Source organism: Alteromonas sp. ABV4_515 (assembly GCF_056160345.1).
Window position 1 is genome coordinate 139140 of record NZ_JBSWWZ010000003.1, and the last position, 26461, is coordinate 165600.

Genomic DNA, 26461 nt, shown 5'->3' on the forward strand with positions numbered 1-26461 from the left:
CTGAAAAAAACTTGTAGATAATGGCGTATTTCGGCATATTGAACCTTCGGTTTGTAGGGAAGCTGCCGATATAAAACTTAATTAGAACGATAGTATAATATCGCCAAAGGTGTATTGGTGCGCTCAACCTTAAACTGGATTTTTGTTAGCTTTTCTCTGCTACTGGGGACACTTCTCTCTCCGGACAGCCAAGCTGTATCCATAACAGACATCTACTTCCAGTCCATCACTCAGAAGGATGGCATTTCCGATCATACCGTACTGGATATCGTTGAAGACAAAAACGGTATTTTGTGGATTGGAACTGTTACAGGCCTTCATCGTTACACAGGCTATGACTCCGGTTCTAAGCAGTATCATCCTCAGCCTCAAAATCCTAACTCATTGCCGTCAGCATGGGTGAATGTATTATACATCGATGAAAAAGATACGTTGTGGGCTGGTACAGACCAAGGCTTAGCTAAATATAATGCCAGTTCAGACGATTTTAGTGTCATTCCTTTCGAAATAGTTAATAGCAATAGTTCAACTTACATTGTCAACATTACGTCGGACGAAAACGGTAGGCTAATTGTCACGACAAAGAATCAAATATATCGCCTTTCCCCAGATATGAAGTCTCTCGAACCCGCATTTCGAGGCACTAATTTCCCAGATGATATGAGAACAATTTATAATGAACAGCATCGTCTTTGGATTGGAACAAGAGATCACGGAGTTTTCATTTTCAATAAAAACTCTGATCAAATATTTCCGCTATCAAAAGTAAATCCCTACGGCTATTCAACAAAAGATTCTCGCATCAGTGATATTGAGGTTATTAACGGCGAGTACTGGTTGGCAACCGAGAATGGTATTTTGATAATCGATAACGATGGGAACTCTAAATATCTCCAAGGAAGTTCTAGAGTTGGAGAAATGCAACTCTCTGCAATATCAGTTATCAAGCAAGTTAATGATTTAATTTTTATAGGATCTTACAAAGGCCTCAGTATATATGATATTAAAAAACAAAGATTTATTGTAAACGGCTCGAAAGACAATAAATTAATTGGAGTTACTCAAAATATTATCTTCTCAATTGCTTCCGATAGTACCGGTAGCACTTGGGTCGGAACATATTCAGGCTTGTTTAGATATCAGCCAGAATTGAGTTCTGTTCGTACATTCAGAAATAAAAAAGAGTTTCAAGAGGCCTCAATTTCATCAACGATATGGGCTATCGATGAAGATACAACTGGTAACCTCTGGTTTGTTACTCAAAATGAAGGACTAGGTAAATTCAATCCTGAGTTAGGCACTATAGACTATTACTTGGAAAATAGTGAAGACTTGTTCTGGGATTTTGCAATTGACCAAAATGGAAGATTTTGGATTGCCTCTTCGTCTGGACTAAAGATCTATCATTATGACGACACAACTCTTAGCCTCGAGCGAACAATGCTTGACGGTGAAATTGTTGAACGACTACATTTCGATGGTCAAAAAATATGGGTAAATAGTAGTAATGGGGACTTATTATCGATACCAACCTCAGCGCCAGAAGAGGAAATTGAATTAACTATTTCTCGGTATCCCGTAACAGGAATAGATACTTCGTTTTATCCAATGTTTACGGACTTCGAGGACCGTGTCTGGCTATCCACTGAGTATGGCATTGCTATTTACGACACTTACTCCAAAGAAATTGTAAAAGAAATTGGCGGCAAATCATCGAATGCATTTTATCCTGTAAACGTATATTCCTGGAGAAATTTTTATTGGATATCTACTCGTTACAACGGGATTATTAAGGTAAATGCAGCAACTCTAGATATTGAAGAAAAGCAAAATAAAACATCAAATGATGGCATTACCTTTTCATCGATAGGAATTGATAGCTCAATTTGGTATACAAATCGACAGGGAATTAGCAGAGTTGATCTTTTCACTCTCGAAGATAAAGAAAGTATCTCCAGCGAAGCTTTAGGCAATAACGAATTTAGTGAAGGCGCATCAATTCTCACAGCCCAAAACGCATTAGTCTTTGCAGGCGTGAAAGGTCTGAATATCATAAAAAAATCATACATTGATAGTAATATTGAAAATATAAAAGCTACCCGTATTCCCCTTCTCTTTGATATTAAGATTTTTGGATCTGCGCACGTTTCTGGATTCGACACAGAAGCTTCAAACGCAAAAAGTGCTAGCCTATTAGAACATGATTCATACTTCCTGGGATACGAACAATCAAGATTTAGCATAAATTTCGGTCTTGTTAATCCAATCTCGTCTAGCGATGTGCTCTACCGCTATCGAATGACTGGAAATGTTGATGAGTGGTTCCCGGCAGGAAATAGTCAAAATGCGCAATTCAACAACGTTCCGTTTGGTAATTACACCTTTGAAGTGCAGGCAAAAGAAGGTGATAAAGATTGGTCGGACAGTCGTACTCTCAACGTCACTATCGGTCGTCCTTTCTGGCTACACACTGCAGCGCTTGTGTTCTATGCCTTCGTTGCGCTGACTATTCTGTTTTATATTCTACGTCAGTATCAGCTACGTAAACAAAGCCAGCGCGCAATACAGGAATCTGAAGAGCGGCTAAAACTCACCCTTTGGAGTTCTGGCGACGAACTGTGGGACTGGGACGTATACCGAGGACAAGTTTACCGCGCTAACACCTGGGGTACACTGGATTTCCCGCAGGACAACATTCGTACAACCAGTGCGTATGATGCCAATATTCACCCTAACGACATTCTGCGCGTGCAGGAAGCGCTTAAGTCGCACCTGGAAGGTAAAACCGAGTTTTACGAATTAGCCTACCGAGCCAAAACCTTCTCTAATGCATGGATATGGGTGCTTGATCGCGGCAAAGTTGTTCAGCGAGACCACAATCAGCAACCTATGCGGATGACGGGAACACTGAAAAATATTCACCACCTTAAAGAGGCGGAAGAGCAACTTAATTTATTTAAACGCTCAATCGAAAACATTTCGGAAGGGGTATTCATTACCGATACTAACTTCCGTTATATTTCGATTAATAATGCGTATTGCGGCTATACCGGCGAGAGTCGCGACCAGGCATTGGCCTCCTATATGTACTTTAATCAGTATCCTGATGCGTTTACCGAAGAGATCAAAAAGACACTGCGCACAAAAGGGAACTGGTTCGGTGAAGTAGAGTCTGTGCGGGTGAATGGTGAGCGCTATGAAATGGAGCTTAATATCGATGCTGTTCACGATGATGATGGCCGCATTAGCCACTTCGTAGGCGTATTTTCCGACATTACCTCGCGTAAGAATACTGAAAAAGAACTGCTAAAACTGGCAAACACAGACCCCCTGACAGAATTGCCGAATCGTTCATTCTTCCAAGCCAGCCACCAAAACCTGGTGCGTAAGGCAGCGTCTCATTCCCTGCTCTGCCTGGATATGGACAACTTTAAGAAAATTAACGACTCGCTGGGCCATCAAACCGGTGATGTGCTGATAAAACAAATTGCACGACGTCTGCAGCGTATCACCGGTAGCGCTGCTACCTGTTACCGCTTGGGTGGTGATGAATTCAGTATTCTGATGGAAGATCAGGCTGACATTCATACCATTACCCATTATGCGCAGAACATCCTAGATAACTTGTCGCGACCTTTCATTATCAACAAGCAGGAATTCGTGCTCGGTGCCAGTATTGGTATTGCTTTCTATCCTGATGACGGCAAAACCCCTCAGGAAATGCTGAAAAATGCAGATACGGCCATGTATTTTGCCAAGAATAATGGCGGTAATACGTACAAGTTTTTCAGTGGCGAAATGAACCAGAATGCTGTTCGTCAACTGCAAATTGAAAACCTGATCCGTCAGGGTATCAAAGACGATTTGTTTACCGTGTACTATCAACCAAAAGTGGATATTGCCTCCGGTAAATTAGTCAGCATGGAAGCCTTGGTACGATTTGAGCACCCACAAAAAGGGATTGTCAGCCCAGGCCAGTTTATTCCCCTTGCAGAGCAAACTGGCCAAATTGTTGAAATTGGCGAGCAGGTGTTAAGGAAAGCTTGTGCCGATACTAAACGTTGGGTGAGTGCCGGCTTGTTCTCTGGGCGGGTTGCTGTGAACATTTCAGCGAAGCAATTCGAGCTTCTCGATCTCGACGATCGCATTGAAAGGATTTTAAAAGAAGTGGGCCTGTCTCCCCTTCACCTTGAGTGTGAGATCACCGAAGGCACACTGATGGAAAACCCGGAACAGGGTTTAGAACTGATGAAGCGGCTACGTGACCGTGGCATTCATTTGGCACTGGACGATTTTGGTACCGGTTACTCCTCTCTTGCCTATTTGAAGCGCTTCCCGCTGAATACGCTAAAGATTGATAAAGCCTTCATTGATGACATTGCCGTGAGCAACACAGACCGGCATATGGCTGCCGCTATCATCAATATTGCCCATAACCTGGGGCTAAAAGTGGTCGCGGAAGGGGTGGAGCAAGAAGACCAACTTGCTATTTTACGTCGCTACGAATGTGAGATGCTGCAGGGCTATTTGTATTCAAAACCGTTAAACGCAGAGCGGTTTGAGAAATTACTTCAAGAAAATCAAAAGCTTTATAATCTTATTGGTAATAATTCGTTTAACTAGACAACGTCAAAAAAAAGTCGTAGTCGATTTAAACAAATAGTCAAAAGATTTTCTTTATTTCTTACACCAAAGTTCTAACAAAAATAATTCGTTGAATTTATTGGAAAAAATAAAAAAATCATACTAAAGGTTTAGTCTGGCACGTATCTAGCAATATCTCTGGTGCACCGAACATAACGGTGTTGTTTGTTCAAATAAAAAATCAGAGGATATATAACATGTTAAAAGCAGCCGCTGTAGCACTCGCACTTTCAACAACTGCACCTGTAACTACTGTAGAAGAAGGCGCGAAGCCGGTTCAGAAGCAACAGGAAGCGACCACTCAGTTTAAAAAGGTTTTACCTTGCAAAAACTTTGGCGCATGTGACCTGAAATAAGTGTCAGATTACATAAAAAAAGCCAGAATCTTCTGGCTTTTTTTGTATCTGAAATTGATAAATAGTGCGCCAAGGATGCCTACGAAGTGTAGGTTCTCAGCCATATAGATGGCCTCTAGCGCGAAATAACAATTAAGCTGGCATGACTGGATTCCGGAAGCCAACAATCTGACGCCACAATAAGTAACGCTTCATATTAAACAGCGGAAACAATGCGGGACCGAGTATTAAACCGGCTACCGCCCATCGCTTCGCATTCATACCCGCTTCAAACGCTGCCACATAAAAAGCCACTGCACTTAGCATTAATACACCCACAGCCAGAATTAATAATCCCATGACAGTAACCTCTTGATTCGTCGCGTCAATTAATTGACTGCAAAATAAACAAAGCGAGCGAATTTTACTCAAATCAGTGAGAAAAGCCAGTTAAATAACCTTTTAGCATAAAAAAACCGGGCTAAGCCCGGTTTTTTTACATTATTTAAACATCAGTAAAACGTTTTTTGAACACTTGCCATGTTAACCAAGATCTCTGCTGGAGCAAATTTCTGATCGACAGTTTCACTGAGTTGTGTCAGCTTATTGACGACATTCTGTACACCCAGGCTATCCATGTATCTGAAGGGCCCGCCAAGGAATGGCGGAAAACCAATACCAAATATGGCACCAATATCGCCATCTCTGGCACTGCGGATTACGCCCTCATCGAGGCAGCGAGCCGCTTCGTTTAGCATCATAAGCACACAGCGCTCTGCAATCGCTTTTTCACTGAGCTTTTTCGACGATGACACACCCAGTACAGAGTAAATGCTCTCGTCTACTTCTTTACCTGGCTTTTTACCGCTGTATGCATAGAAGCCTTTGCCGTTCTTCTTACCTTTGCGATCATCTGCCAAAACTTTATCAAATGCGCTCGGCGCTTCGAATCGCGAGCCAAACTGCTCAACCAGGAAAGGGATGATTTTAGTGCCTACATCGATGCCCACTTCATCCAGTAACTTCACCGGCCCTACCGGAAAACCAAACTTCACCAACGATTTGTCGATATGGTCCACAGGCTCGCCTGCCAGCAGTAAACATGCCGCTTCGTTCATGTAAGGGGCCAGAATACGGTTCACATAAAAGCCGGCTCCGTCTTTCACCACCACAGGCGTTTTCCCCTGTTTACGGGCAAATTCCACCGTAGTAGATATGGTTTCATCCGATGTCTGCTCGTGCGCAATAACTTCAGCTAAGGGCATTTTGTCCACTGGCGAGAAATAGTGAAGGCCAATCACATTTTCTGGGCGAGCGGCCTTAGCGGCGATATCGGTGATCGGAATCGATGAAGTATTCGATGCAAAGATGGTTTCAGGCTTACAGTGACTCTCAACGTCTGACACCATCTGCTGCTTCAGTGATAAATCTTCGAACACGGCCTCAATCACCATATCTGCATCCTGAAACCCGTTATAGTTCAGACTACCGGTGAGTAGAGACATTTGTTTTTGCATTTCACTGTTTAGCATGAAGCGTTTTTTCACTTTCTTATTAAGAATGTCATAACTGTACTTCATGGCATTGGCGATACCGTCTTCGCGAACATCTTTGATACGCACAGGCACATTGGCTTTTGTCGCAGTGACGTAAGCAATACCGCCGCCCATCAAACCGCCACCAAGAACACCAATTTTTCCGACTTTAGCTGGCTTAACGCCCTCTACACCATGTTCCTTTTTCATGTCGGTGGTAGCAAAGAAAATTTGACGCAGTTGAAACGACTCTGGCGTCATCACCAGTTTGCCAAACGCATCAGCCTCGGCCTGAAGCCCTGCTCGCATGCCCTCATTTAATCCTGTTTCGATAACGTCGATAATCATGCCTGGTGCAGGGTAATTACCTTTGGTTTTCGAAAATGTTTGTTCACGGGCTTTTTTAAATAAGATGTTACGACCAAAGCTGTTCTGCTCCAGCGCTTTGTTAACCAGGCCTTTTTGCGGCGCTTCACGCTTAGGCTTGCCTTTTAAGGCAAACTTCTGGGCCACTTCTAACAGTACGCTTTGTGGCACCATGTCATCCACAATGCCATACTTCTTGGCCTGCTTAGCCCGGGCTGCTGAGCCCGTCAGCATCATTTTCATGGCTTGCTGTACGCCAATAAGGCGAGGTAAACGCTGTGTCCCGCCACTGCCCGGTAACAAACCTAGTTGAACTTCAGGCAAACCAAGCTGAGTTTTCGGCGAATCAGAACAAATGCGGTAATGGCAAGCCAGTGCCAATTCCAAACCGCCGCCTAGTGCCGGGCCATGTATAGCAGCAACAAAAGTCGCGCGCATCTTTTCGATTCTATCGAATACCGCCTGACCTCCCGCTGCCAATGCACGAGCATCTTCCTCGGTTTTGCAGGCCGCCAACATCGTGATATCCGCACCAGCAACAAACGATGAAGGCTTACCGCTCGTTAATACCACGCCTTTTATACTGCTGTCGGCATCAATTTCGTCCAGCATGGCAGAGATTTCATCGCCAAACGCCGCCTTTAATGTGTTCATGGATTCACCGGGGACATCCATGGTTAGTATGGCAACGCCGTTATCCTGCTTTGTTAATGTGAAGGCGTTTGTCTGCTCGGCAACAGTGTTTTTTTGCATGTCCTGTTCACTCATTATTCTGTCTCCACTATCATTGCTGCACCTAGGCCACCTGCCGCACAAGCCGTTAGCAGACCGCTACCGCCGCCACGACGTTGTAGTTCATTCAGCATTTGCGTGATCATTCGGGTACCTGTGGCTGCAAATGGGTGTCCATAAGCGATAGAGCTACCCATGACATTAAATTTGTCCATATCGATTTCACCGGTGGCTTTATCACGGCCCAGCTTTTCCCGTGCAAACTTGTCGCTTGCAAACATCTTAACGTTGGCCAACGTTTGTGCCGCGAAAGCTTCGTGCATTTCAATCAGTGTAAGGTCGTTCAGCGTCATACCTGCGCGGTCTAAAGCCATGGGCGTGGCGTAAGATGGCCCCATGAGCATGTCTTCCCACACGTCAATTGCCGCAAACGCATAACTACGAATGTAGCCTAAAGGCGTGTAGCCCAGCGCTTTTGCTTTACTCTCTGTCATCATCAATACGGCAGAAGCACCATCGGTTAACGGCGTGGCGTTTGCCGCAGTAACAGAACCGTACTTTTTATCGAATACCGGACGCAGTTTGGCATAGCCTTCCAGCTTAGAATCAAAGCGTACGTTGTTATCTTTTCCAAGAAAGCCTTTAAAGGGTTCTGCGTAAGCCGTCATCACTTCGCTATCCAGCTTACCTTCGTTCCAACTCTCGGCTGCCAGAGAGTGAGAGCGATGTGCTAATTCATCCTGCGCCTGACGGCTAATACCGTGTGATTTTGCCATTTGTTCGGCAGTCTGCCCCATGGATAACCCCGTGGAGTACTCGGCTACGGCAGGCGGTACGGGTAATAAATCTTTTAACCCAAGGCGTTTAACAATGGCCCATTTCTGGCCCATGGTTTTAGCTTTCTGTAAATCCACCAGCGCCCGCGCTAATTTCTTGGACACGCCAATAGGAGACACTGACGTTGAGTCGGCACCGCCCGCTACACCCACTTCAATATTTCCGGCCATCATACTTTCTGCAATATTCACCGTGCTTTGAAAACTGGTAGCACACGCGCGGGAGACACTGTAAGCATCGGTATGCACATTCATGCCGGTACCCAACACAATTTCGCGGGCGATGTTCGGCGCTTCTGGCATCTGCACAACCTGACCATAAACCACCTGCTCTACTAATGAGGCTTCAACGTTGTTTCTGATAAGCAGTTCATTCACGACCATCTTGCCGAGGTCGACGGCAGGCACGCCGTGGAAGTAGGTTGCCATTTTGGCAAAAGGGGTACGTAATCCCGCGACAATCGCGATCCTGTCACCGTTTCGTGTCGTGACTGATTGTTTAACTGTCATAAAGCACCTGATATGTGTGACCTAAGTGGTCTGACCTGTAAAGATATTGATTTTTACAAACTATGAACAAAATAGCAAATATCCCGTGCCTGCTGTTTGTCCTGAAAAATAGTTACCTTATCCAACAGATTGAAACCAATACGGTTTCACAACATCACAACACGCAATTAAGGTTTAGGATATTTTTCTGATAACGACTTGAAGCAAAGGAATGGAACCTTATTATGTATAAGTACTATTTCATCGGTGTAAAAGGTTAGCCTAACCCGTTAAATATTTAATCGTTCGTTTGCACGGTCGCACAGAGCGCCACGGCGGTAACTTGTATTTCACCGTTGTGAATAAATTCGAAAAATAAAAAGTGGATTGGATCACTATGTCTGCAGAGCAGTTTCAACAGCTACATCGCTATCTGGATACTCAGATCATCGGTCAGTCAGAGCTTACAAAAAGCTTGCTTATCGCCTTACTGGCAGATGGTCATATGCTGGTTGAGGGCCCTCCCGGCTTGGCAAAAACCCGTGCGATTAATGCCCTTGCCAATGGCGTCGATGGCAATTTCCACCGTGTGCAGTTTACCCCTGATCTTCTACCCGCAGACTTAACTGGTACAGATATTTACCGCCCTGAAACCGGCGAATTCGTGTTTCAGCAAGGCCCCCTTTTTCACAACCTGGTTCTGGCTGATGAAATTAACCGGGCGCCAGCAAAAGTGCAGTCTGCGTTGCTTGAGGCCATGGCAGAGCGACAAATTACCGTAGGCAATAAAACTTATAAACTGTCGCCGTTATTTTTGGTGATGGCTACGCAAAACCCGCTCGAGCAAGAAGGTACGTATCCGCTGCCAGAGGCCCAACTTGACCGTTTCCTGATGCACGTGACGATTGACTATCCCGGCGCAGAAACAGAATTATCGATACTCCGCCTTACTCGCAACGAAGATTTAAAAAAGGCACCGGTACAGGCCCCTTCACTCAGTCAGGATGATATTTTCAAAGCACGTAATGATGCCTTGTCACTGCACATGGCGCCTGAGCTCGAAGCGTATTTGGTTCAAATCATTATGGCCACCCGAACGCCCGCGGCCTTCGACCCGAAAATGGCGGATTGGATTGAAATGGGCGTGAGTCCCCGCGCAACCATCGCACTTGATCGCTGTGCGCGAGCCCATGCTTGGTTGGCAGGTCGTGACTTTGTAGGTCCGGACGATATCCAAGCCGTTGCTCACAATGTGTTGCGTCATCGTATGATTTTATCCTACGAAGCGGAAGCCGAGGGCGTTACGGTTGATCAGGTACTCGATAACATTCTGCGTTTGGTAGCAGTGCCTTAAGATCATGACAGCAGCACAACAGGCACTGGCATCGTTAAAAACCGATGGGGTACATCTGTCTCTTCCGGAATTGATACGATATCAACAACTTACCCGTCTTCTGAATCAGAAGCCTATGTCCCCGCCCAGGGCAATGATGTCTGGCGGCTATCTCAGTCGTCAAAAAGGCCGCGGCATGGAGTTTGACGAAGCGCGTCATTACCTGCCTGGCGACGACATTCGTGCCATTGACTGGCGGGTGACAGCACGTACCGGTAAAACGCATACCAAAATTTATCGTGAAGAACGAGAGCGCCCTGTATTCATATTGTGTGACCTAACCGCCAGTATGCAATTTGGTAGTCAGTTGTTGCTGAAATCCGTACAGGCAGCGCATATTGCAGCCCTACTGAGCTGGGCCGCCGCAGCCCGTGGCGATAAAGTTGGCGCGCTCATCTTCAACGATGGCATGCACCGGGAGTGCAAACCGCTATCTCGTCAACGTGCCGTATTATCCATGTGCCACGAGCTTATCCGCGTACAAAGTACCCCTGCAGCAAACCACAATTCCGGCGCATTTACCGATGCCTGCATGCGACTGCGTCGTTTGGCGAAGCCTGGCAGCCTGGTGTATTTGATTTCCGACTTCGAAAGTTTACAGCAAAGTGCCGAGCAACCGCTTAGCCACATAGCTCGACACTGCGATGTGCAAGCAATTCGGGTTGACGACCCCATGGATTTCTCACTGCCAGATGTGGCAATAGCACAACAGGTCAGTGTGACCGATGGGTTTACCGATCAAAGTTGGTTGCTGGGTGATAAATCGCTGAACAAGCGATACAGTCAATGGCGTGACAGCGTTAGCGTGAACATAGAAAAAACCTTCAAGTCCAAACTGGTAAAGTACAGCCGAATTTCTGCCGGACTCCCCCTCGATCAGCAAATGGAAGCATTAGGAGGGCGCAGGTAATGCCACAAACCGCAGCACCGAACCCGCTTGATCAGTTAAAAGCCATCCACACGCCGACGGATGTCAGCGCCTGGCCTCTGGCCTGGGGTTGGTGGGTTATTATCATTGCGGTCATACTGTTGATTGTAAGCAGCATTTTGCTTTGGAAACGTTACCGTCAATTTAACCTGGCAAAGCGTCAGGCGTTAAGGTTGGTTGAACAAATAAATCCCGAATCGCCAGACGCCATTGCCACGTTGAATCAAATATTAAAACGCGTCAGTCGCCACTACGATAGTGCCTCCAATGTGGCATCAATGTATGGTGACCAGTGGACAATCTATCTCATGAAGCGGTTGCCGGAAAAACATCAAGCCGCTACACAGCAACCTTTCACCGACATGAATACGTTGCTCTATCAGAAATCAGCGGCCACCTCGCAGCAAACATCGAAAATTAAAATCGCGGTATCTCACTGGATTCGCCACGCCAATATTTACTCATTCTCCTTACGTCGTTCAGTCAGGGAGCCTGCTACTCATGTTTGAATTTGCCTGGTGGTGGGTGTGGTTTGCCCTGCCTTTACCACTCCTGTTTTTATTACTTCCTGCGGTTCCGCGCGCGGAAGGCGCATCGTTGCGAGTACCCGCATTACTTCCAGGTGAAACTGCCAGCGGCCGTAAACCGGCTCGTTCCAAATGGATGTTAATCATCGCCCTGCTAGCGTGGTTGTGCCTGGTTTTCGCAGCAGCACGTCCACAGTGGTTAGGAGAGCCGGTAAGCATTCCCGATGAAGGCCGCGAGCTTATGCTGGCCGTAGATTTGTCCGGCAGTATGAAAATAGACGACATGGAAGTAAATGGTCGACAGGTTAACCGGTTGACCATGATTAAATCTGTGTTGCACGACTTTATCAAACGCCGGGTTGGCGATCGCCTCGGTTTAATTCTTTTTGCCGACACGGCTTATTTGCAAGCTCCACTAACGTACGACCGTCAAACTGTCGCTGACTTGCTCGACGAATCGGTCATCGGGTTGGTGGGTGAACAAACGGCTATTGGTGATGCCATCGGCCTAGCTGTAAAACGTTTTAAGCAACGTGACGAATCTAATAATGTGGTGATTCTGCTCACAGACGGACAAAACACCGCGGGTAACATTACCCCGGCACAGGCAAAAGAACTCGCAGTGGAAAGTGGTGCTACGTTATACACCATCGGTGTAGGCGCCGACGAAATGCTTATACGCAGCTTTTTTGGCAGCCGTCAGGTAAATCCTTCTCAGGAACTTGATGAAGCCATGCTGACTGATTTAGCCGAATCTACCGGTGGGAAGTATTTCAGAGCGCGCAATGCCGAAGAGCTGGAAAATATTTATCAGACGTTGGACCAACTTGAACCCATAAAAGGCGAAGCGAGGAAATTGCGGCCTCGAACAGCATTATTCTTCTATCCCCTTGCGTTGGGGCTGTTGTTATCTGCCCTGCCCGCACTGATTTATTGCTTGAGAAATGTGGGCTACCGTTTACGTGGTCAGGCTAGCTCAGGAGGTGGGGCATGAATTTTCCACTACAAGATTTCCATTTCTTGAGGCCCGAATGGTTTATTGCACTTATCCCCCTGCTGGTGATGCTACTGCTGATTAGGCGCTACCGCAAAAGTCAGTCTGGTTGGCAAAGTGTCATTCCGCCACATCTCTACGACCATCTGATTTCAGGAAAGGCTATTGCGAAAAAACAAGCTTCATTAAGCCTGCTCGGCTGGGGCTGGTTGCTGGCAGTACTTGCCCTTGCCGGACCCACTTGGGAACGTTTGCCGCAACCGGTTTTTCAGGTGCAGCAAGGTAATGTGGTGTTAATTGACATGTCATTGTCTATGCGTGCTACCGATGTTACTCCCGACCGATTAACCCGGGCAAAATATAAAGCGATCGACCTTGTCAACACCATTGATGAGGGTGAAATGGGCCTGGTAGCATACGCTGGCGATGCATTCACCATTAGCCCGTTAACCTCTGACGCGACCAATATTACTGCGCTGTTGCCAAGCTTGAGCCCGGAAATCATGCCGGTACCAGGAAGCGATCCGTACTCTGGAATTCAGGCGGCAGCAGAATTGCTATCCAATGCGGGCTATCAAAGTGGCAACATTTACTGGGTCACCGATGGTGTTACTCTGTCTCAGACCCAGGACTTACAAGACCTCATCAGTGATCTTCCGTTTACGGTGAACGTCTTAGGAATCGGTACCGAAGAAGGCGCGCCGATTCGTCAGTTAGATGGGCAACTGGTGAAAGACCAGCGTGGCCAGATTGTTATTCCGAAATTACGTGGCCAACAGTTAAAGGCTATCGCCAATACAAGTGGCGGTACTTATCGTAAATTCACCGCTGATGAATCTGACATTCGTGCGCTAACCCAACAGCAGATATTGCGTGCAGATGCAGAGGAAACCGATGAACAAACCAGTCAGGATGGCGACCAATGGGCAGAACTTGGCCCTTGGTTACTGATTGTATTGCTGCCCTTTGCTGCTTACGCATTTCGTCGCGGGGTTTTGATTGCGCTATTGTTGACGCCAATGTTTTTCTCGGCCTCCCAACCTGCATTTGCACAGTCGATGCCGGCGGTAGTAAAGCAAGACCAGCAAGCCGCTTCAGAACCGGAAGTTCCCGCCACCTTATGGTATGAGAAGCCGTTTCTTAATCGCGACCAGCAGGGCTTAAAGGAATATTCCGCCGAGAATTATCAAACGGCTGAAGACACATTCCGATCCGCGCTATGGAAAGGCTCCGCTGCATACAATGCTGGCAATTTTGAGGAAGCGCTGAAGCAATTCTCGCAATCTGACAGCACAGAGGCACTTTACAATCAAGGCAATGCGCTGGCTCAACTTGGTGAGCTTGATGATGCAATTCATCGATACGACAAAGTACTGGCCCGTGATCCAGATCATGCCGATGCGAAAGCCAATAAGGCGTTGCTGGAAGAAATGAAAAAACAGCAAGAGCAACAGGAACAGCAAGAGCGTCAAGATCAGCAACAGCAGGATGATCAGGAAAAGAATCAAGATCAGCAAAATCAAGACGGTGAGGACCAACAGCAAAACCAAGATCAGCAGCAAAGCGACAATCAGCAGCAAGACCAACAGCAACAACAAAATAGTCAACAGGATTCGTCGCAACAAGAGCAACAGAACGGTCAGAAGGATGAATCTGAACAAGATAATCACCAGCAGCAAGATCAGCAATCCAACGAGTCTGAACAGGGTGAACCGGAGCAAGAGCAAAGTGAAAAACCTGGTGATGAGCAGGAACAGGAAGGTGAGCAGCAGGCTCAACAAGCTCAGGCACAACCCGCTGAACTGACTGATGAAGAGAAAGAAAAAATGCAAAGACTGGATAATTTGATGAAGCGAATTCCCGATGACCCGGCATTTTTGCTGAAACGTAAAATGCAATTGGAAGCGCAGCAGCGCCGTCGTCAGGGACCGCCGTCAAACCGGAGTGAGTGGTAGCAAATGAAAAAACTGATTGGATTAGGTTTAACGCTTTTTCTGGTGATGCAGTCGGCAGTTGCAGACGTCACCCGCGTTGAAGCAACAATAGACAAGAACCCGGTGATGGTGGATGAAGCTATTCAACTGACGGTAGTGGCAGAAGGCGATCCGGCACGGGAAGCATTCGATAGCTCAGCACTGCTGGGAGACTTCGTGGTCGGCCGTACATCGGTAAGTTCCAATACACGGATTATCAATTTTGATAAACAGGAAACCGTAACCTGGACCACCACCCTATTTCCTCGTGGCGAAGGAAATTTCACGATTCCCGCCATCGACATTGAAGGCAAAAAAACCAAACCGATTACCGTTCGAGTAATTCCCGTGCGGTCTGGTAGCGATGAACCTGCCCGCGACTATTATCTCACCACTAATGTAAAATCCAGTGATGTGTATTTGCAGCAACAAATTCTGTACACCACGAAACTTTACCTGGCTTCAAACATTGAGCGCGGTAGCCTGCAAGCACCAGAACTTGAAAATGCACAAATCCAGCAATTAGGTGAAGACAAACAATATACTGATATTGTGAATGGCAAACGCTATCAAGTCATTGAACGAAACTTTGCTGTGGTGCCTCAATCATCAGGGACTTTTACCATCCGTGGGCCTGTTTTTAGTGGTGAAGTGTTGGCAGAAGACCCCAACGCCCGCTTTGGTTTTTTTAATCGTACGAAACGCATTAATCGCCGGGGTCCGGATATCTCAATTAACGTAAAACCTATCCCATCCGATATCGATTATTATTGGTTACCCAGTGAATATGTGGCGATTAACGAAGAATGGCCGGAACAGGAAGCGTTTACTGTTGGCGAGCCGGTTACCCGCACAATTACGCTAACGGCGGATGGTGTGGTAGAAGAACAACTGCCTGAACTGCCGCAAATGTATCCGCCTGACTTTAAGTTGTATCCTGATCAGGCCAGCACAGCGACAATTAACCGTGGCAATCACCTGATTGCGAACCGCGTAGAAACTCTGGCGATGATTCCCACAAAGGCCGGAAAATTCGTGTTGCCTGAAGTGAAAGTGCCTTGGTTTAACGTGAAAACGGGCAGTACCGAATACGCAACTTTACCTGCTCGTTCCATAGAAGTTGCCCCTGCTGCAGCCAGCGCAACACCTGCCGTTCCAGCGATACAGCAGCCCGCGGCTACGCCCCAACCGGCCTCCAAAGAGCCTACAGCACAAACGCCCCCTTCAATGGTGAGCGGTGAATCGCAAAGCGGCGTTTCTATGCTCTGGATTTATGTCTTTGCATCCTTGTGGCTACTTACCATTGTTGGATGGGTAATGACTGTTCTGTACTTCAAACGTAATCAGGCAGAACGCCCTCAAATTACGAGCCCGTCCGCAAGCACCTTTAATAGTAGTGAAAAGGAAGCGTTCAACACACTTTCTAAAACTATCGAAACGGGAACACCCGGGCAAATTCAGCAGGCGTTACACCGTTGGGTTATCTGTCACCTGAAAACTCTCAACTCGTCACAGTCGGTAGACAGTTGGCTAGCTCAATCTGGACTTCAGCCGCAGATTAACGCCATGCTGTCGTGTCAATATGGCGAAAACAGGCAGCAATGGGATAGAAAGGCACTGTTAAAGCGTATTAGTAGCGTTCGCGGGCAACCAAAAAGCGCGTCAACAGCTTCTCTTTCGCCGCTTTATCCGGAAGGCCGTTCATCGTAAATGCAGTGTCTTCCGTAATCATAATAATACGACTATGGGAGACACCTTTTTGAGCACAAATCGAAACCTAAAACTTACCCCGCTGGCGCTGCTGGTTGCAGCGCTTTCAGCTTGTTCACCTGCACCGGAAAACCCCGCTGACAACAGAGTTGAAGCCCCTACCGAAACCATCGCAAATCAGAGCGAATCTGAACGCCTGGAAGCCTTTTTTGCCCGTACATTTGAAGAAGATCTTAAACGTTCCCCACAATTTCAAAGTTACCTGGGCAAAAAATGGAATTATGGTGAGTGGGATGACATCAGCGATGAATATAAAGACCAAACCGCAGCACTGAAGCGAAACCGTCTTGAAGAGCTCGACAGTTTCAATACAGAAGCCCTGAGCGAACAGGAAAAGCTCAGTGTTGAACTCTATCGTTATGGTCTTAGCCGCGAACTGGCAAACGATGCGTTCCGACATCACACCTACATTGTTCAACAGTTCCGGGCGGCGCATACCCAGGTTCCGAGCTTTTTGGCGAATATTCACCAGGTTAAAGATGTATCCGATGCGAAAGCCTATATCTCCCGCCTCGACAAAGTGGATGAATACTTTGCGCAAGTTATCGAACAAATGAAAGTGCGGGAAGAAGCTGGCGTGTTTCCGCCCAAGTGGTCTTATGACCAAATGGTGAAAGCGGCGCAAAACGTGATTATCGGCGCACCTTTCGATGCATCGGAAGCACCGTCTGTGATCTGGAGCGATTTCCAGAACAAAGTGAACAAACTGGATATAGATGACGTTGAGAAACAAACCTTGTTAGGTGAGGCAAAAGCCGCCCTCGTTACGTCGGTTAAACCTGCCTATGAAGACCTCATTGCAGCATATATCCAGCAGCGCCAGTTATCACCTGAGGGCGATGGCGTTTGGCGCTTACCCAATGCAGATCAGTGGTACGCCAATCGTCTTGCTTGGTACACCACCACCGACCTAAGCGCCGACGAGATCCATCAAATAGGCTTGGAGAATGTTGAGCGCATTCACAACGCCATGGAAACCATTAAACAACAGGTTGGTTTTGACGGCACGCTGACTGAATTTTTCGAGTTCATGCGTACCGATCCCCAGTTCTATTATGAAAACACCGATAAAGGGCGAGAGCAGTATCTCGCAGATGCAAAATCTGCGGTTGATAAGATGCGCGATGCGCTGCCAGACTATTTCGGTTTGCTGCCAAAAGCAGAAATGGTGGTAAAACGGGTAGAACCTTTCCGTGAACAATCGGCTGGGAAAGCTTTCTATCAAAGCCCGTCTCAGGATGGCAGCCGCCCGGGCACCTATTACGCCAACCTGTTCACCATGGAAGCCATGCCCAGTTATCAATTAGAAGCATTGGCCTTTCACGAAGGCATTCCTGGCCATCACATGCAAAGGGCTATTGCTCAGGAGTTGGAGGGAATTCCTCAGTTTCAGAAGTTTCTGAGTGCAACCGCCTACACCGAGGGCTGGGGGTTGTATTCTGAAGAGCTGGCAAAGGATATGGGTTTCTATGAAGATCCCTATTCCGACTTTGGCCGTCTTGCCATGGAGCTCTGGCGCGCTTGTCGTCTGGTGGTCGACACCGGCATCCACGACAAACAATGGTCGCGAGAAGAAGCGATTCAGTATTTGCTAGATAACACACCAAACCCGAAGCACGATGTGGTAAAAGCCATTGAACGTTATATTGCTCTGCCAGGCCAGGCAACCGCATACATGATTGGTAAGCTGAAAATCATGGAATTGCGTGAAAAAGCCAAAAACGCATTAGGAGATAAATTCTCCCTCTCAGGCTTCCACGATGAAGTGCTAAAAGATGGTCCGGTTCCCCTGTCTGTATTGGAACAAAAAATAGATAAATGGGTTAAACAACAGCAGTCAATGTAAGCTTCTTCCTTCAAAGGCAATCAGATTTCTGATTGCCTTCTTACCTTCACCCCTCTAGGCTAAAAATAATTTAGAAAACACGAAAGTTTTTGCGGGTACTGCAGGTCTACTCTTGCATGAAAGAAAAACAGCAAAGATACGAAACACTGGTGCATGCCTTTCATGGCGATATTTATCGCTATGCCTATTGGCTCACCCGTGACCCAACCATCGCCGAAGACGTGGTCCAGGAAACGTTCCTGCGGGCGTGGCGTTCTCTCGACGCGTTAAAAGATGAAAAGTCAGCAAAATCCTGGCTTATCACTATTGTGCGACGGGAAAATGCACGGCGGTTTGAACGCAAACAATTAGATTTAGTCGATATAGATGATGTGAGTGTGTCTGATGATGCCTTCCATGCTGTGCCGCAAGATGAATCTGATGAGCTGCGCGTGCTAATTGCCCGCCTCCCCATGGACTATCGAGAGCCACTTCTTTTACAACTTTTATTTGGCTATTCCGGGGAAGAAATTGCTGAACAACTATCACTGAACAAGAACACGGTGATGACGCGGTTATTTCGTGCCCGGAATCAACTCAAAGACATGTTAGCGCAGGAATCTTCACAACAAAGAGGTCGTCAAAATGGATGATTTAGATTTTCGGCGTCGTGTTTTCGCCAATCCAAACACGACTGACAAAGAGGTAGCGGATATTGCTGCCAAAAATCCTGACAAAGCACAGTTAAAAAACAGCCTGCAACAATTAGACGATGATCTGATGAAGGCTTTAAAAGTGCAGGTCCCAGACAATTTAGCCCACAAACTTATTTGGGAGCAAAAGTCTGAAGAACTAAAGCGACACAAACGTCGGACACCCTGGTACATCGGTCTAGCTGCATCGGTTGCTCTGACAATAGGTGTAACAGGCACTGTGGTTATGCACGGGGCTAATGTAAACATAGGCGATGAAGCCCTTGCTCACATGCGCTATGCAGAAACCGAGCAATCTCATTCAGCGGTTGCGGTAAACATGGATCTAATCAACGCTAAGCTTGCCGGTTTTGGCGGCACATTGGTGTCATCCATTGGTAACGTGCGGGTAGCGAATTATTGTCATTTGAATACAACGCAGAGCCTACATTTAATCCTCGACACAGATCAGGGCCCCATGTCGGTGTTTATTATGCCGCAGAAACGCGACCAGAATGTCCCCGACGCGTTTGCTGATAACCAGTACCACGGTGAAAGCTGGGCGCTACAAAAAGCCAGTATTATGGTTGTGGGTGAAAAAGGCGCTGACTTAGCCCCGCTCATGCAAAAAGTAAAACGCAGTATCACCTTCTCAGCCTAAGCCCCTCTTCGTGTTGCCGTAAAAGACTCTTTGCGGCGGCATTCACCTTGACTCACCTTTAAACGCGTCTATAACTTAAAGAAGTTCAATTCTTTCTGATCCATCGTTTGCGTGAGAAGTTAATGCGTTTATCAATTAAGTCGTTAGCCATTTTCCTAATTTTACTGGCCCTGCCGTTTACACAGGCTCAGGCATTGACCGTAAAGCTTAAAAAGATTGAAGAAGAGAAAGAGCAACTGCTTCTCGATATCCTTACATTGGCACTGTCTAAAAACGACGAAGATATCAATTTTACATTTGATACCGTTACAAAAAATGAAGCACAAATGATGGCGGATATCGAAACCGGTGAAATGGATATCATGTGGGCTGGCGCGTCCCAGGATAAAGATGAAAACATGCTGGCTGTGCGAATTCCGGCGTTAAAAGGACTGCTCGGGCACAGAATATTCATCATTCGGGAACAAGATAAAGACACGTTTAAAAACATCAAAACACTGAACGATTTAAAACAACTAAGGGCCGGACAGGGTCGCTTTTGGGGCGATAGCGAGGTACTGAAAAGTGCGCAAATCCCCCTTGTTACTACAACAAAATTTAACAACTTATTTTCTATGCTGGAAGGCGGCAGGTTCGACTATTTTCCGCGGGCTGTCCACGAGCCTTGGGTGGAAGTAAATCGGTTTCCTGAGCTAAACCTTGTAATCGACGAAAACGTCATGCTCATTTATCCCTTCGCGATGTACTTCTATGTGAAGAAAGATAACCAATTGCTACACGACCTTATTTACAACGGTTTTAATGCCGCAATCGATGATGGCAGCTTTGATGACCTATTTTTTAGCAACCCTATGATTCAGGATGTGCTGACAAAGGCCAATTTGAAGCAACGCACCATTTTGAGAATTGATAATCCCGCCCTTCATGCCGACACACCGCTCGACAAAAAAGCATATTGGTTGGATGTATCTGCACATTAATTTTGGAACAGGCAACAAATGACGTCGATTAAACAACGAAGTATGATTTTACTGGCAGGCGTATCTGCCGCCGTAATGGTGATTGCTTTTGTGGTGGCCTACATGTTCACCTCGATGTATTTCAATCATCAGCGGGATGAACAGATTGAAGATACCACCACCATGTTGGCAGTGGTGCTTCAGGAACCGGTGTTTTCATATGATCAGGAATTAACAAGCAATATCCTGACGTCTTTCGTTAAATTGCCCTATGTGCAAATGGTAAAAGCTTACGACCACCGCAGCAGAGCCATTGGTGAGGCCAACGCAAACGAGACCGCCCCGTCACCCGATCAAGTATTGAACAAAAAAATCGATGTGATCTGGAATGGTCAACAAAAGGTGGGCGTGCTTGACATCACATTCAGGCTGGACAGCAATGAGGGCTTGCTCAACGCGACTAAAGTAATGTTTATCATTCTCGCGATCATTATTCTTCTTACTTTGCAGATAGTGAATTGGTTTGTCCTTGGACGCTACGTCATTAAGCCGGTTAATCAGGTTGTAGAAGCGTTACGTGGCATCGCCAAAGGTGACGGCGATTTAACCATGCGATTAAAAATTAAAACGGAAGATGAAATTGGTCAGTTGGCTCAAGCGTTCAATCAATTTATTGGTAATTTACAAACACTCATTGCGGAAATCATTCAGCACACGAATGATTTAAAACAGTGTGCCACCGGCATCCACAATAGCGCCGGCAGTAACCATTCTTCAACCACCACGCAAAAAACAGAAACGGCGCAGGTTGCTGCGGCACTCGCCGAACTGACTAAAGCGATAGAAGAAGTGGCGTCTAATGCAAGTATCACTTCAGAAAAAACCAATCAATGTAATGAATTAGCCATCAACGGCAATAGTATTGTTCAGAAAACCATTGGCGAAATAAAACACCTTGGAAAAGAAATTGGTGAAACATCGCTGGAAATCAATGAACTGAAAAATAGAAGTGACCAAATCAACACTATACTGGTGGTGATTAAGGGAATTGCCGAACAAACTAACCTGCTGGCCTTAAACGCGGCCATCGAAGCTGCCCGGGCGGGAGAAATGGGCCGGGGTTTTGCGGTGGTGGCCGACGAAGTTCGCGCACTGGCTCAACGAACGCAGGCATCGACGGCTGAAATTGAAGAAGTCATTAAGGAGCTTCAATCTTCTTCGGATAACTCCAGTCGCATGATGGAAACCACCAGAGCAACCCTTTCCGGTACCATTGATGAATCATCAGCAGCCATAGATGCGCTGGATAAGATCATTACCAATGTTAAAACCATCAACGACATGAATGCCCAGGTGGCAAATTCCGCCGTAGAGCAAAATCAAGTCGCAACACGGCTAAATGCGAAGGTGGAAGCCATTAATTCCCTGGCAGGATCTGTGTCTGAAAATGCAGACAAGGTCGGGTTACTTAGTGAGCAATTGAACGATATTAGCGGTAATATTGAAAGTAAAGTCCGTCGATTCAGAGTTTAATAGAATTCAGTAACCCTTTGTTTTTAAAATCATTGCAAACAAAAGCGAACCGAATTTTCCGATAGATAAACCAGACTGCCATAGAGACTGTATCTACTTCCTGTTAGCATGAAAGAAAAAAACAGGAAGGAATACGATGGAAATAAGTACGATAATCTCCCTGGGCATCTATTTTGCGGTCATGCTCGGTATAGGGTTATTCTCATACCGACAAACAGATACCAGCGTTGAAGGTTACATGCTCGGGGGTCGCCAATTAGGCCCTGCAGTTACCGCGTTATCTGCCGGTGCGTCAGACATGAGTGGCTGGATGCTCATGGGTCTGCCCGGTGCGATGTATGTATCTGGGATATCCTCTGGCTGGATAGCCGTTGGCTTAGTGGCTGGCGCATTCGCCAACTATATTTTGGTGGCTCCTCGCCTGCGTATCTACACAGAAGTTGCTAACAACGCAGTCACACTTCCCGATTATTTTGAGAACCGCTTTGCCGATAACAGTCGCTTGTTGCGGGTTATTGCCTCTGTGGTAATTGTTATCTTTTTTACCCTGTACACCTCCTCGGGCGTTGTAGCTGGCGGTAAATTGTTTGAAAGCTCATTTGGCCTCAGTTATGAAACCGGTTTGTATGTTACGACCGGCGTGGTGGTTGCCTACACCCTCTTCGGTGGCTTTATGGCGGTAAGTATTACCGATTTCGTGCAAGGCTGTATCATGTTCGTGTCACTGGTTATGGTACCCGTTGTGGTGATCATGGAGCTAGGCGGATTTGGCCAAGCCGTTGACGCTGTTTCGACCATCAACCCACAACTATTTGACCCCTTCACCGATGCTGATACCGGAGAAGCACTGTCGCTTATTGGTATCGTGTCTTTACTCGCTTGGGGTCTAGGTTACTTTGGTCAACCGCACATTATTGTGCGTTTTATGGCCATTCGTTCGGTGGGCGATGTGCCAACCGCGCGTCGTATCGGTATGAGCTGGATGATTGTGTCTATCATTGGTGCGCTGATGACAGGCCTGTTCGGACTGGCCTATGTTACCGCAAACAGCAATACCATTGATCCCGAAACCATTTTTATCCACCTGTCTCAATTGCTGTTCCACCCGTTTATCGGCGGATTCCTACTGGCAGCGATTCTGGCCGCCATCATGAGTACCATTTCCTCGCAACTGTTGGTGACCTCAAGTTCATTAACCAGTGACTTCTATCAAGCATTCCTGCGTCGTGATGCGTCAGACAAAGAATTAGTTTTGGCTGGACGAGGTTCGGTTATCCTTGTTGCTCTGGTTTCAATTTATCTGGCTTACGACAGAGACAGTACAATTCTGTCACTGGTAAGTAATGCCTGGGCTGGGTTTGGTGCAGCGTTTGGCCCACTCGTCCTGTTTAGCTTGTTTAAACGTGATATGACCCGCAGAGCAGCGCTAGGCGGTATGATTGTGGGTGCGGTTACGGTGCTGCTTTGGATTTACCTGCCATTCACTATTGGCGGTGAAAGCTTGAGTAGCTGGATGTACGAAATCGTTCCAGGATTTATTCTATCGAGTTTGACCATCATCATTCTGAGTAAGAGTGGAACGCCTAGAGAAGGTGTTGTTGATGTGTTTGATGCATTTAGTGCAAAGCTGACTGAATTTAAGAAATAGATGAACTTATAGGATGGGCCGGCGTATTCATTGAAAGATTGCATCGCTTTAGAACCTGACATAACGCTGCGAAACATGGCAGCTAAATCAGACATGATGTGCGCAGACAGATTACTGCACTTCTCAACGAGAAACAGCCATCCAATAAGCATATCCTGACCAAAGCCGCTCTCCTGAGCGGCTTTTTAGTATGACGATTTCGTTTCAATGTAATAAAACGGCTATTTTGTATAGCAAATTGGCATTACTACTTTCTGATCTAAATATGTTAGGGTTCTATACATATAATTGTTTAGCATATAACCCCAACAATCGGACTCGAAAATGACACTTGATATACCGTCTATTACCCATCTGAAACAACTCGAAGCCGAGAGCATCCACATTTTCCGTGAAGTTGCTGCCGAATTTGATAATCCGGTCATGTTATATTCCGTCGGAAAGGATTCCTCTGTTCTTTTACACTTGGCTCGTAAGGCCTTTGCCCCAGGCAAAATTCCCTTCCCACTGCTGCACGTTGACACCACGTGGAAATTCCACGAAATGATAGAGTTTCGTGATCAGCAAGCTGAGAAACATGGTTTCGATCTGCTGGTACACATCAACCAAGAAGGTGTTGATGCCGGTGTTGGTCCATTCAGCCACGGTAGTGCAAAGCACACAGACATCATGAAAACCGCTTCTTTGAAGCAGGCACTGAACAAGTATAAGTTCGATGCCGCATTCGGTGGCGCCCGCCGAGACGAAGAAAAATCACGTGCGAAAGAGCGTGTTTACTCGTTCCGTGACAGTAACCACCGCTGGGACCCGAAAAATCAGCGTCCTGAGCTGTGGAACATCTACAACTCATCAGTAAACAAAGGCGAAAGTATCCGTGTATTCCCTATGTCTAACTGGACTGAGCTGGATATCTGGCAGTATATCTACCTGGAAAACATCGATATTCCTTCTCTTTACCTGGCAAAACCACGTCCGGTTGTAGAGCGCGATGGCGTATTGATTATGGTTGATGACGACCGTATGCCATTGGAAGAAGGTGAAACCCCTGAAATGCGTTCAGTACGCTTCCGTACCTTAGGTTGTTACCCGCTGACCGGTGCTGTTGAGTCTGAAGCTGCGACGCTGCCTGAGGTTATTCAAGAAATGCTGCTGACCAAGACTTCCGAGCGTCAAGGCCGGGTTATCGACCACGATAGCTCCGGTTCTATGGAGAAGAAGAAAATGGAAGGGTACTTCTAATGTCGACGGATATCGTATGGCATAAGTACGAGGTCAATAAAAAGACCCGTGCCGAAAGCCTTGGCCAAACGCCACGCGTACTGTGGCTGACGGGCTTCAGCGGTTCCGGTAAATCCACCATTTCGAACCTGCTGGAGCAGAAATTCCAGGAACAGGGCAAACACACGTATCTGCTGGATGGCGACAATGTGCGTCACGGTTTATGTGGCGACCTGGGCTTCAGCGATGAAGACCGGGTTGAAAATATTCGTCGCGTGAGTGAAGTGGCCAAACTGTTTGTCGATTCTGGTGTGATTGTACTGACTGCATTTATCTCTCCGTTTCAGGCTGACCGCGACTACTGCCGCAATCTGCTTGAAGAAGGTGAGTTTGTGGAAGTGTTCATTGATACCCCATTGGACGTGTGTGAATCCCGCGATCCCAAAGGGCTTTATAAGAAAGCCCGAGCAGGTGAAATCAAGCATTTCACCGGTATCTCCTCCACTTATGAAGCACCGGTTAACCCGGAGATCCATCTGGAGTACAAAGACGAGCCTGCAGAACAAACTGCAGAACGTCTGTACGCCATGCTTGAAGAAAAAGGACTTGTGTAATGGCATTACCTGATCCATTAGCAGAAAAGATTCTTGCCATCAGCAAAGAAGCTGGTGACAAAATTATGGGAATCTACGAGAAAGATTTCGCCATTTACGAAAAAGAAGATACCAGCCCACTGACGGAAGCTGACCTTGCCGCACACAACGTTATTGTTGCCGGTTTGGAAGCGGTATCTCACCTGCCTATCCTGTCAGAAGAATCTGCAGATATCCCCTGGGACGAACGTCGTGGCTGGGATAAATACTGGCTGGTTGATCCGCTGGATGGCACCAAGGAATTCATCAAGAAGAACGGTGAATTTACCGTCAATATCGCCCTTATCGAAAACGGTAAGCCTGTGATGGGTGTGGTTTACGCCCCGGCCCTGAAACGTTCGTACATCGGTATCGACGGGCAAGGCGCGTGGATTGAAGACGAAGGCGGTTTTGCTCCGATTTCTGCGAAGAAACACACAGACGGTGAAGTATGGAAAGTGGTAGGCAGTCGCTCTCATCAGAGTCCTGAAATCCAGAAGTTACTGGAAGATTTGGGCGGTGAAGCGGAACTGGTTGCTATGGGCAGTTCGTTAAAACTGTGTCTGGTAGCCTCTGGTGAAGCCCACTTGTATCCGCGTTTAGGCCCAACTTCTGAATGGGATACCGGCGCAGCCCATGCGGTTGCCACAGCAGCAGGCGCGAAAGTGACCGTGCTGGATGGCTCAAACCCGCTGGCAGAAGACGCCCCTGACCTGACTTATAACCAGAAAGAATCTGTGTTGAACCCTTATTTCTTAGTGAGCGCATAAG

20 protein-coding genes are annotated in these 26461 nt (G+C 46.8%); 17 read left to right on the forward strand and 3 right to left on the reverse strand.

Annotated elements, in window-relative coordinates:
* Positions 1 to 117: 117 nt before the first annotated feature.
* Both ACXAGX_RS08360 and ACXAGX_RS08365 read left to right on the forward strand, forming a co-directional pair.
* Complete coding sequence (locus ACXAGX_RS08360) at positions 118 to 4623, forward strand: EAL domain-containing protein (protein ID WP_474837714.1); 4506 nt, start codon at positions 118 to 120, stop codon at positions 4621 to 4623.
* A gap of 218 nt (positions 4624 to 4841) precedes the next feature.
* Positions 4842 to 5000 (forward strand): hypothetical protein, encoded by a 159-nt coding sequence (locus ACXAGX_RS08365; protein WP_474817996.1) that lies wholly within the window; start codon positions 4842 to 4844, stop codon positions 4998 to 5000.
* Positions 5001 to 5132: 132 nt separating this feature from the next.
* On the opposite strand, the gene ACXAGX_RS08370 is transcribed toward ACXAGX_RS08365, so the two are convergent.
* The 3 genes from ACXAGX_RS08370 to fadI all read right to left on the reverse strand — a co-directional run bounded on the left by ACXAGX_RS08370 (position 5133) and on the right by fadI (position 8958).
* A complete protein-coding gene (locus ACXAGX_RS08370) occupies positions 5133 to 5339 on the reverse strand; it encodes a hypothetical protein (protein ID WP_474837715.1) in 207 nt (68 codons plus the stop codon).
* Positions 5340 to 5491: 152 nt separating this feature from the next.
* On the reverse strand, positions 5492 to 7648 hold the full coding sequence (fadJ, locus tag ACXAGX_RS08375) for a fatty acid oxidation complex subunit alpha FadJ (protein WP_474837717.1): 2157 nt from the start codon (positions 7646 to 7648) through the stop codon (positions 5492 to 5494).
* Positions 7648 to 8958, reverse strand: a complete 1311-nt coding sequence (fadI, locus tag ACXAGX_RS08380; RefSeq protein ID WP_474817993.1) for an acetyl-CoA C-acyltransferase FadI — start codon at positions 8956 to 8958, stop codon at positions 7648 to 7650. The genes fadJ and fadI overlap by 1 nt, the downstream gene beginning before the upstream one ends.
* A 376-nt stretch (positions 8959 to 9334) precedes the next feature.
* Between fadI and ACXAGX_RS08385 the strand changes: the two genes are divergently transcribed.
* The 15 genes from ACXAGX_RS08385 (at position 9335) to cysQ (ending at position 26460) form a co-directional block, all read left to right on the forward strand.
* The gene (locus ACXAGX_RS08385; RefSeq protein ID WP_474837719.1) at positions 9335 to 10291 is read left to right on the forward strand and encodes an AAA family ATPase; all 957 of its coding nucleotides are present in this window, start codon (positions 9335 to 9337) and stop codon (positions 10289 to 10291) included.
* A gap of 4 nt (positions 10292 to 10295) precedes the next feature.
* Positions 10296 to 11240 carry a DUF58 domain-containing protein gene (locus ACXAGX_RS08390; RefSeq protein ID WP_474817991.1) on the forward strand — a complete coding sequence of 315 codons (945 nt, stop codon included), beginning with the start codon at positions 10296 to 10298 and terminating at the stop codon, positions 11238 to 11240.
* On the forward strand, positions 11240 to 11767 hold the full coding sequence (locus tag ACXAGX_RS08395; RefSeq protein ID WP_474817990.1) for a DUF4381 domain-containing protein: 528 nt from the start codon (positions 11240 to 11242) through the stop codon (positions 11765 to 11767). The genes ACXAGX_RS08390 and ACXAGX_RS08395 overlap by 1 nt, the downstream gene beginning before the upstream one ends.
* Positions 11760 to 12779, forward strand: a complete 1020-nt coding sequence (locus ACXAGX_RS08400; protein ID WP_474837721.1) for a vWA domain-containing protein — start codon at positions 11760 to 11762, stop codon at positions 12777 to 12779. Before ACXAGX_RS08395 ends, ACXAGX_RS08400 begins: the two co-directional genes overlap by 8 nt.
* Positions 12776 to 14734: a VWA domain-containing protein gene (locus ACXAGX_RS08405; RefSeq protein ID WP_474837723.1), complete on the forward strand. Its 1959-nt coding sequence runs from the start codon at positions 12776 to 12778 to the stop codon at positions 14732 to 14734. The genes ACXAGX_RS08400 and ACXAGX_RS08405 overlap by 4 nt, the downstream gene beginning before the upstream one ends.
* Positions 14735 to 14737: 3 nt before the next feature.
* Complete coding sequence (locus ACXAGX_RS08410) at positions 14738 to 16462, forward strand: BatD family protein (RefSeq protein ID WP_474837725.1); 1725 nt, start codon at positions 14738 to 14740, stop codon at positions 16460 to 16462.
* 49 nt (positions 16463 to 16511) lie between these two features.
* Complete coding sequence (locus ACXAGX_RS08415) at positions 16512 to 18368, forward strand: DUF885 domain-containing protein (protein WP_474837727.1); 1857 nt, start codon at positions 16512 to 16514, stop codon at positions 18366 to 18368.
* Between the two features lie 116 nt (positions 18369 to 18484).
* Entirely contained in the window at positions 18485 to 19000 is a 516-nt protein-coding gene (locus ACXAGX_RS08420) for a sigma-70 family RNA polymerase sigma factor (protein WP_474817985.1), read from the forward strand.
* Positions 18993 to 19700, forward strand: a complete 708-nt coding sequence (locus ACXAGX_RS08425; RefSeq protein ID WP_474837729.1) for a DUF3379 family protein — start codon at positions 18993 to 18995, stop codon at positions 19698 to 19700. The genes ACXAGX_RS08420 and ACXAGX_RS08425 overlap by 8 nt, the downstream gene beginning before the upstream one ends.
* Before the next feature lie 122 nt (positions 19701 to 19822).
* Positions 19823 to 20680: a diguanylate cyclase gene (locus ACXAGX_RS08430; protein WP_474837731.1), complete on the forward strand. Its 858-nt coding sequence runs from the start codon at positions 19823 to 19825 to the stop codon at positions 20678 to 20680.
* A gap of 18 nt (positions 20681 to 20698) precedes the next feature.
* Positions 20699 to 22192, forward strand: a complete 1494-nt coding sequence (locus ACXAGX_RS08435; protein WP_474837733.1) for a methyl-accepting chemotaxis protein — start codon at positions 20699 to 20701, stop codon at positions 22190 to 22192.
* A gap of 136 nt (positions 22193 to 22328) precedes the next feature.
* Positions 22329 to 23840: a sodium/proline symporter PutP gene (gene putP / locus ACXAGX_RS08440; protein WP_474817981.1), complete on the forward strand. Its 1512-nt coding sequence runs from the start codon at positions 22329 to 22331 to the stop codon at positions 23838 to 23840.
* Between the two features lie 324 nt (positions 23841 to 24164).
* Positions 24165 to 25079, forward strand: coding sequence for a sulfate adenylyltransferase subunit CysD (cysD, locus tag ACXAGX_RS08445; protein ID WP_070123678.1), 915 nt, complete (start codon positions 24165 to 24167; stop codon positions 25077 to 25079).
* Entirely contained in the window at positions 25079 to 25672 is a 594-nt protein-coding gene (gene cysC, locus ACXAGX_RS08450) for an adenylyl-sulfate kinase (RefSeq protein ID WP_474817979.1), read from the forward strand. Before cysD ends, cysC begins: the two co-directional genes overlap by 1 nt.
* Positions 25672 to 26460 carry a 3'(2'),5'-bisphosphate nucleotidase CysQ gene (gene cysQ, locus ACXAGX_RS08455; protein WP_474817978.1) on the forward strand — a complete coding sequence of 263 codons (789 nt, stop codon included), beginning with the start codon at positions 25672 to 25674 and terminating at the stop codon, positions 26458 to 26460. The genes cysC and cysQ overlap by 1 nt, the downstream gene beginning before the upstream one ends.
* Position 26461 lies beyond the last annotated feature (1 nt).